The sequence below is a fragment of the Mycolicibacter engbaekii genome, from assembly GCF_002101585.1.
Lineage (GTDB): Bacteria > Actinomycetota > Actinomycetes > Mycobacteriales > Mycobacteriaceae > Mycobacterium > Mycobacterium engbaekii.
Genome location: NZ_LQOT01000043.1, coordinates 97,413 through 105,775 on the forward strand (window position 1 = coordinate 97,413; position 8,363 = coordinate 105,775).

The 8,363-nt window shown below is 69.3% G+C and carries 9 protein-coding genes; 4 read left to right on the plus strand and 5 right to left on the minus strand.

All coding sequences use genetic code 11. The features are described 5' to 3' along the window. Nucleotides 1-70 precede the first annotated feature (70 nt). Entirely contained in the window at nt 71-826 is a 756-nt protein-coding gene (locus AWC02_RS13930) for an SOS response-associated peptidase (RefSeq protein ID WP_085129344.1), read from the minus strand. Nucleotides 827-1,073: 247 nt separating this feature from the next. Between AWC02_RS13930 and AWC02_RS13935 the strand changes: the two genes are divergently transcribed. The 4 genes from AWC02_RS13935 (at nt 1,074) to rsgA (ending at nt 5,102) form a co-directional block, all read left to right on the plus strand. Further along, nucleotides 1,074-1,373, plus strand: coding sequence for a PE family protein (locus tag AWC02_RS13935; RefSeq protein WP_085129345.1), 300 nt, complete (start codon nt 1,074-1,076; stop codon nt 1,371-1,373). A 14-nt stretch (nt 1,374-1,387) separates the two neighbouring features. Next, nucleotides 1,388-2,626: a PPE family protein gene (locus AWC02_RS13940; RefSeq protein WP_085129346.1), complete on the plus strand. Its 1,239-nt coding sequence runs from the start codon at nt 1,388-1,390 to the stop codon at nt 2,624-2,626. Between the two features lie 203 nt (nt 2,627-2,829). Then, nucleotides 2,830-4,122 (plus strand): 3-phosphoshikimate 1-carboxyvinyltransferase, encoded by a 1,293-nt coding sequence (gene aroA, locus AWC02_RS13945; RefSeq protein WP_109561013.1) that lies wholly within the window; start codon nt 2,830-2,832, stop codon nt 4,120-4,122. After that, the gene (gene rsgA / locus AWC02_RS13950; protein ID WP_085129347.1) at nt 4,119-5,102 is read left to right on the plus strand and encodes a ribosome small subunit-dependent GTPase A; all 984 of its coding nucleotides are present in this window, start codon (nt 4,119-4,121) and stop codon (nt 5,100-5,102) included. Before aroA ends, rsgA begins: the two co-directional genes overlap by 4 nt. A gap of 20 nt (nt 5,103-5,122) precedes the next feature. Here rsgA and AWC02_RS13955 read toward each other — a convergent pair whose 3' ends face one another. The 4 genes from AWC02_RS13955 to AWC02_RS23040 all read right to left on the minus strand — a co-directional run. Beyond that, a complete protein-coding gene (locus AWC02_RS13955; protein ID WP_085129348.1) occupies nt 5,123-6,382 on the minus strand; it encodes a fatty acid desaturase family protein in 1,260 nt (419 codons plus the stop codon). Nucleotides 6,383-6,463: 81 nt separating this feature from the next. Beyond that, nucleotides 6,464-7,609 (minus strand): ferredoxin reductase, encoded by a 1,146-nt coding sequence (locus AWC02_RS13960; protein WP_085129349.1) that lies wholly within the window; start codon nt 7,607-7,609, stop codon nt 6,464-6,466. Nucleotides 7,610-7,673: 64 nt separating this feature from the next. Then, on the minus strand, nt 7,674-8,183 hold the full coding sequence (locus AWC02_RS13965; protein WP_085129350.1) for a DUF6912 family protein: 510 nt from the start codon (nt 8,181-8,183) through the stop codon (nt 7,674-7,676). Between the two features lie 102 nt (nt 8,184-8,285). Next, on the minus strand, nt 8,286-8,363 hold a 78-nt coding region (locus AWC02_RS23040; protein WP_133055594.1), incomplete at its 5' end, for a hypothetical protein.

Here is an 8,363-nt window from a genome sequence, read left to right on the forward strand (position 1 = left end):
ATAACACTGCCCTGCGCGGAATTGGAAAAGGCCTCCGCGGTATATGCGTTCAGCGCGTCGCTCCGGCCGACTACAGCAGGTACCCCTGCTCGGGTTGCGGCGCGGCGGGCGCGATCAGGTCGGGCGAGTTGTTGGCGACGCTGTTGACCAACGGCGAGACCTGGCGCAGCACCGTCCTCGGCGCCTCAAGTGCGCAGGTCAAAAGCCCGGTATCGATCGCACTGTCGGGGTCCAGCCAACGATCCCAATGGCTTTGGGCAAGCAACACCGGCATCCGGTCGTGGATGCCGGCCAGGTCGCCGACGGAGTCGGTGGTGATGACGGCCAGGCTCAGCACCGGCTCGGAGGTCTTGTGCGGTCGCCACACCGACCACAACCCGGCGGCGAACAGCGTCGCGCCGTCCCCATGGATGTAGAACGGGGTCTTTCGGGCTTTGCGGCCGGCCGGACCGCCGGACTCGGTGCGCCATTCGTAGTAGCCGTCCATGGGCACCAGGCAGCGCCGATGGTCCGCGGATGCCCGAAAAGCCGGCGAGGTGGCGACCTTGTCCGCGCGGGCGTTGATCAGCAACCGCCCCCCGGGCGCCGGTCGGCCGTCGGCTCCGGCCCGAGTCCAGGGCGGAACCAGACCCCAGCGCATCTGTCGCAGGCGCCGCGTCGGCCGGTCGCCGGGCTCGCCGTGCCGGCAGACCACCGCGATCACGTCGTCGGTGGGCGCCACGTTGTAGCTCGGGCCGACGTAGCGCTCCGCCGGAATCTCGTTGATCGCGCCGATCCGCCCGGCCAGCATCGCCGGGTCGGTGGTCACCGCGAAACGACCGCACATGGCTCCATGGTGACAGCTGCCCGGTGCGGTCGCGACCGCCAAACGAAACGGTTAACGGCAGGCGTTGAAAATGAACAGCAGGCGTCATCGAATCGACGCCAAAACCTCGCCGATGAACATTCGATCCTTCGCGGTGAACAACGAGTGTGAGCGCTTTTCAGGCCCCCGTACAGGTGCTTACGCTGGCAGTGTTCTGCAAGTTTCCCGCAAGTTCCTGCACTCCGGTGCAGGCAAGGAGGAGTTAGACGTGTCGACCGTTGTTGCGCAGCCGGAGGTCTTGGCTGCGAGCGCCCACGAGCTTCAGGCGATAACCGCGGAAATGCAGGCCAGCAACGCAGCGGCGTTTGCCCCGACGACCCAGATCGTCCCGGCGGGAGCCGACATGGTGTCCATCCTGACCGCCACCAGCTTCGCCGCACACGCCGAGCTCTACCAGCAGGTCGGTGCACGTGCTGTTGCCATGCAGCAGATGCTGGAGACCGTGCTGAGCATCAGCTCCGGGTCGTACGCCGCCACCGAGGCCGCCAACGCGGCCGCTCTGGGTTAAGCGCAGGCGACGCAATGGATTTCGGTATGTTGCCGCCCGAGATCAACTCGGCGTTGATGTACGCGGGCGCCGGCTCGGCCCCGCTGTGGGCCGCTTCGCGAGCCTGGGAGAGCTTGGCTGCGGGCATCTACTCCACGGCTGCGAGCTACACGACGGCGCTGGCCGACCTGACCGCTGAGTGGCAGGGACCGGCAGCGGCAGCCATGACCAATGCGTTTGCACCGCACCTGGAATGGCTGAACCGGGCGGCAGCCCAGGCCGAGCAGGTGGCAGCGCAGGCAGGCGCTGCGGCGGCCGCACATGACGCGGCGTTTGCCGCAACGGTGCCGCCGGCAGTGGTCGAGGCGAACCGCGAGACGTTGATGGCGCTGCTGGCGACCAACATCCTCGGACAGAACACTCCGGCGATCGCGGCCACCGAAGCCGCCTACGGAGAGATGTGGCTACAGGACGCCGCCACGATGTACAGCTACGCCGGCCAGTCGGCGGCCGCGACGACGCTGCCGCCGTTCACGCCGCCGGCACCCACCGTCAACCCGGCCGGGGTGGCGGCGCAGGAGGCCGCGGTTGCGCTGGCGGCCGGATCGGCCACCGCCACCGACGCCGACACGTTGACCGCCCTGACCACGGCGCTGCCCGGCCGGTTGGGCGACCTCGCCGGCCCGGCCGTGTCCGGATTCCTCGAAAACCTGCAGAATCCGATCACTCTGGACGGGTCGAGTATCACCTTCAACGGTGTGCTCGGCGACCTCATGCGGGGCCTGACCGGGTCGGAAACGCTGAGCGCGTCGAGCCCGATGGACATGTTCATCCGGATGGTCTCGCCGATGCGGCTTTTCACCACGGCGTTCAAGGACATCGACGGGTTGTCCCACTCGATGTTCCCGGCGGCGAAGGTCGCCGAGGGGGCTTCCAAGCTCGCCGAAGGAGCCGCCAAAGCAGCCGAAGGCGCGGCCAAGGGCCTGGGCGCCGGTATCTCGGGCACCATCGGCAAGGCCTCGCTGGTCGGCCCGCTCTCGGTGCCGCAGACCTGGGCCGCCGCCGTACCTGCGGCGGCGACACAGGCCGCAACGGCGCAGCTCAGTGGCCTGGGGGCAGCAGGCGCGGCCGGGGCCGGTGGCGCCGCCCACACAATGGGCGGAATTCCAATGGCGGGCGCCGGCGGCGCCGGCCGCGGCGGTTTCGGTGCCTTCGGCACTCCGCGCTACGGATTCCGGCCGATGGTGGTCGGACGTCCCCCGGCCGGCGGCTGATCCCCTAGCTCCTGGGCCGATCGCGCCGCCCCGCGATCGGTCCCCCACCCCTATCGATGCCGCGCCATGACCTGCTCTGGCGCGGCATCGGCGTGCTGGTGGCGCAACGCGGACAGCACATGTCACGCCGGCAACCCCCGTCGACGACGGCCCGACCGCGCGCCGATATCAGCCACCCGGTCCGACGCTGGCAGGATGAGACCGTGATGAATTGGCCGGCGCCGACGCCTACCGCTGCTGTCGACGCGACGGTGATCGTGCCCGGTTCGAAGTCGCAGACCAATCGGGCGCTGGTGCTGGCCGCACTGGCCGCCGACCGCGGCGGCGGCGTCTCCACCCTGTCCGGCGCCCTGCGCAGCCGCGACACCGACCTGATGCTCGACGCACTGCGGGCACTGGGCCTGCGCGTCGAGGCGGTGGCGCACCACGTGACGGTCAGCGGCAAGATCGACCCCGAGCCGGACATCCGGTTGAACTGCGGACTGGCCGGTACCGTGCTGCGGTTCGTGCCTCCGCTGGCAGCACTGGGCACGGTCACCGTCACGTTCGACGGGGACGAGCAGGCCCGGGCCCGGCCGATTGCACCGCTGTTGGACGCGATGCGCAGCCTTGGCATCGCGGTCGACGGCGACGGATTGCCGTTCGGGGTCCACGGCACCGGGGCGGTGGCCGGTGGCACGGTGGCGATCGACGCCTCGGCATCCTCGCAGTTCGTCTCCGGCCTGCTGCTGGCTGCGGCGGCGTTCGACGACGGGCTGACCGTGGTGCACACCGGGGCGAGCCTGCCGTCCGCGCCGCACATCGCGATGACGGTGGCGATGCTGCGCCAGGCCGGAATCGACGTCGACGACGCCACCGCGAACCGCTGGCGGGTCGAGCCGGCGACGGCGGCAGCCCGCAACTGGGATATCGAGCCGGACCTGTCCAACGCCACCCCGTTCCTGGCTGCCGCCGTGGTCACCGGAGGACGGGTGCGTATCGCCGGCTGGCCCGCGGTCGGCGTCCAGCCCAGCGCGGCCATCATCGAGATCATCGGCGCCACCGGCGCTCGGGTGAGCCACACCGACGCGCACCTTGAGGTGCAGGGCCCAGACGGTTACGGCGGCTTCGACGTGGATCTGCGGGCCGTCGGCGAGCTCACCCCGACGGTGGCTGCGCTGGCAGCCTTGGCCGATCCCGGGTCGGTGTCGCGGCTGAGCGGCATCGCGCATCTGCGCGGGCACGAGACCGACCGCCTCGCGGCGCTGACAACCGAGATCAACCGGTTGGGCGGCCAGGCCGTCGAGACCGACGACGGCCTGGTGATCACCGCCACCGAGCTGCACGGCGGGACGTGGCACTCCTACGCCGACCATCGGATGGCCACCGCCGGTGCGATTCTGGGGCTGCGGGTGCCCGGCGTGGAGGTCGAAGACATCGAGACCACCGCCAAGACCCTGCCGGCGTTTCCCCGGATGTGGGCCGACATGCTCGCCGATGCGGGAGCCGGGGCTTGAAACCGGAGGACTACGACGAGTCCGACGTCAAAGTCCGCTCCGGCCGCGGATCGCGGCCGCGCACCAAAATCCGCCCGGGGCACGCCGATGCCCGTTCGGCGATGGTCGTCAGCGTGGACCGCGGCCGCTGGGGCTGCGTTTTGGACGGGGATCCGGCCGACCGGCCGGTCACCGCGATGCGGGCCCGCGAGCTGGGCCGTACCCCGATCGTGGTCGGTGACCGCGTCGACGTGGTCGGCGACCTGTCCGGGCGGCCGGACACGCTGGCACGGATCGTGCGACGCAGACCCCGGCGAACGGTCTTGCGGCGCACCGCCGATGACACCGACCCCACCGAGCGGGTGGTGGTCGCCAACGCCGATCAGCTGCTCATGGTGGTGGCGCTGGCCGACCCGCCGCCACGGACCGGTCTGGTCGAACGGGCCCTGATCGCCGCCTACGCCGGAGGCCTGGCGCCGATTCTGTGCCTCACCAAGACCGACCTGGCCGATCCGGAGCCGTTCGCCGGTCAGTTCGCCGACCTGGACCTCACGATCGTGACCGCGGGCCGCGACGACCCGCTCGACGCCGTCGCCCCCCTACTGGAGTCGAAAGTGACCGTGCTGCTGGGCCACTCCGGTGTCGGCAAGTCCACCCTGGTGAATCGCCTTGTCCCAGATGCTGACCGGGCCGTGGGGCGGGTCACCGACATCGGCCGGGGCCGGCATACGTCCACTCAGTCGGTAGCCCTGCGGCTGGCGGACTCCGGCTGGGTGATCGACACCCCGGGGATTCGCTCGTTCGGCCTGGCCCATATTGCGCCCGACGACGTGTTGCTGGCGTTCTCCGACCTGGCCGAGGCCATCGCGGACTGTCCGCGCGGCTGCGGCCATCTGGGTCCGCCCGCCGATCCCGAATGCGCGCTGGACAACCTGACGGGGGCGGCGCAGCGCCGGGTCGCGGCGGCCCGCCGGTTGCTCACGGTGTTGCGCGAGGGCTGACGCTTTTGGCTTCCGCCGGATCAGGCGGCTAATTCCGCCTGCCGGCCGCTGCGCCAGCCGCGCACCGCCTTGATGGCCGACTTGAGACCGCGACGGCGCCCGGTCATCGGATCCACCCGCGAGAATCCCGGCCCGAGTTCGGCGAACATCTTCTCGCTGCGCGTTTCCGGCGCGTCATCGGCAGTGTCATGCAGGAAGCGGTCCGGCAGAGACAGTTTGGCGATGGTGCGCCAGGTTTTGCCGTACTGCACCAGGAACGGGCCGGAGGTGTAGGGCAGGTCGTAGCGCTCGCAGACGGCCCGCACCCGCTCGGCGATCTCGGGGTAGCGGTTGCTCGGCAGATCGGGGAACAGATGATGCTCGATCTGGTGCGACAGGCTGCCGGAGAAGAACCGCATCACCGGTCCGGCGTCGATGTTGGCGCTGCCCAGCAGTTGCCGGAGATACCACTGCCCCTGCGACTCACCGGCCATGTCGGTCTTGGTGAACTTCTCTGCGCCGTCGGGGAAATGGCCGCAGAAGATGATGGCGTTGGCCCACACGTTACGGATCACGTTGGCGATCGCGTTGGCCTTCACCGTGGAGGCGAACGATGCGCGGGGCGACAAGGAGGTCAGGGCCGGAAACGCGATGTAGTCCTTGAACAACTGCCGGCCGGCCTTGCCGCCGAACTCCCGCAACCGCACCAATGACGCCTGGCGGTCGTTGCGGCCCTTGAAGATCTTGCCGACCTCCAGGTGCTGCAACGCCACTCCCCACTCAAAACCGATCGCGAGCATGGCGTTGTAGAAGATGTTGAATATGTTGAAGCGCTTCCAGGGCGCGTCACGCGTGACCCGCAGCAGGCCGTAGCCCACGTCGTCATCCATCCCGAGGATGTTGGTGTACTTGTGGTGAGCGAAGTTGTGGGTGAAACGCCAGTGCTTGGAGTAGCCGGCCATGTCCCATTCCCAGCCACTGGAGTGGATCTCGGGATCGTTCATCCAGTCCCACTGGCCGTGCATGACGTTGTGGCCGATCTCCATGTTCTCGACAATCTTGGCCACGCCCAGGGTCGCCGTACCGGTCCAGCGCGCCCAGCGCCGATCCCCGGCCGCCAGCAGCACCCGACCGGTCACCTCAAGCAGTCGCTGAGCCGCGATGGTGCGGTGGATGTATCGAGCGTCGCGCTCGCCCCGACTGGCCTCGACGTCTCGGCGGATGGCATCCAGCTCTGCAGCGAGGTTCGCCACGTCGGCGTCACTGAGGTGCGCGAACACCTCGACGTCGGTTACCGCCATTTACTTCCTCCAGGAAACGCTTTACTGTCTTTACCTACGCTATCGTAACTTACGTCAACGTAGGTTACCAGCGGGTAATCCTTAGACGTCCAGTTGGCAATCGCCGGCTGCGGCGCACACACAGGTCTGCACCCGGGTGCCGGCCTCGTGGTCGACACCGGTGCGCAGATCACGGACCTGCCCCGAAACCAGCGTCACCACGCATGACTGACAGATACCCATCCGGCATCCGAACGGCATCAGCACGCCGGCGCCCTCGCCCGCCTCCAGCAACGTGGTTGCCGCATCCGCCGCGACACTCTTTCCGCTGGCAGCGAAGGTGACGGTACCGCCGCCCCCGGCCGCGCCGGTGCGCGCCACCGAGAACCGCTCGACGTGCAGACGCTCGGAGATCCCCGCCTTCGACCAGAGAAGCTCGGCGTCGCCCAACATCGCCGCCGGCCCGCAGGCCCAGGTCTGACGCTCACGCCAGTCGGGCACCGCACCGTCGAGGGCTTCCGGGCCACGCAGCTGCAGCCGGCCCTGGTCGCGCGTGGTGCGCAGCAGCAGCCGGTAACCGGGGTTGTCCTGCGCCAGGCGGTCCAGCTCATCGGCGAACAGCGCGTCTGCCGCGGTCGGGGCCGAGTGCAGGTGAACAACGTTGCCCACCTCGCCCCGCCGGGCCAGGGAGCGCAACATCGCCATGACCGGGGTGATCCCCGATCCCGCGGTGAGGAACAGAACCGAGGCCGGCGCCGGATCGGGCAGCACGAACTCCCCCTGCGGGGCCGCCAGTCGCACGATGGTCCCGGCCGCAACGCCGTCCACCAGATGACTGGACAGAAAACCCTCCGGCATCGCCTTGACGGTGATCGCGATGGTTCGGGCGCCGCTCACCGGTGCCGATGTGAGCGAGTAGGACCGCCAGCGCCATCGCCCGTCCACCAGCAGGCCGATACCGATGTATTGACCGGGCCGATAGTCGAACTGGAAACCCCAGCCGGGCTTGATGACCAGCGTCGCCGAATCCGCGGTCTCCCGCCGGACCTCCACCACGCGGCCGCGCAGTTCGCGGGCCGACCACAACGGGTTGACCAGCCGCAGATAGTCATCCGGCAGCAGCGGCGTGGTGATCTGTGTGGCGATGCGACGTAATGCGTTCCACGCCGGATGCCGCTCGGCCCCCGCGGCGGTCGCCCGCTTGGTGTCGCCGAGCCGCGCGACGATGGCCGATTGCTTCTTGCTCACGACGGTGTCCCTGTTCGCTACCGGATGGATGAACCTACGGTACCGTAACTTAGCTCGGGCGGCATCAGAGCAGGTCAAGCAGGAACGGCAGCTCCTGGGTGGCGTACCAGGCCAGGTCGTGGTCCTGGGCGTCGCCGACTGTCAGCTCGGCGTCCTCGTCTCCGAGATCGGCGTCGTCGATCACCGCCAGCGCCGCGCGTACAGCCGGCTCGGCAGCGGCGTTGTCCACATACGCCGCGACCACGTCGGTGATCGCCACCGGACCCGCCAGCCGGACCACGGCGGCGTCCAGGTCGGGGCGGACCGTGACGCCCTCAACTTCGGCGACCAGCACCGCCCGGCGAACCGGCAGCTTCTCGGCAGCCGGATCGGTCGCGGCAGCACCGAGCAGCCGCAGCGACGCCAGCGCCGCCTCGGCGAGCGCGACCTCGGCCAGCTCGTCCTCGTCGCCGTGGGCGTAGGCCTCCCGCAGTGCCGGAGTCACCGCGAACGCCGTTCCGCTGACCGGACGCAGTGAGCCGTCGGCGACCAGCTGGGCCAGCATGGCCAGCGTCGCCGGGATGTAAACCCGCATGAGCCAGACCTTAGCCCGCGGCCATCGACCCCGGCCCAGTAGAGCAGGGCGAGAGCTCGCAGCAGGGGCTGTACGAGGATTGCCAACACCCTTGGATTGCGGCTATTTCGCGGCTCGCTCCCGTTGGATCTCCAGGGCGATGTCGATGAGTTGGTCCTCCTGGCCGCCGATCAGCTTGCG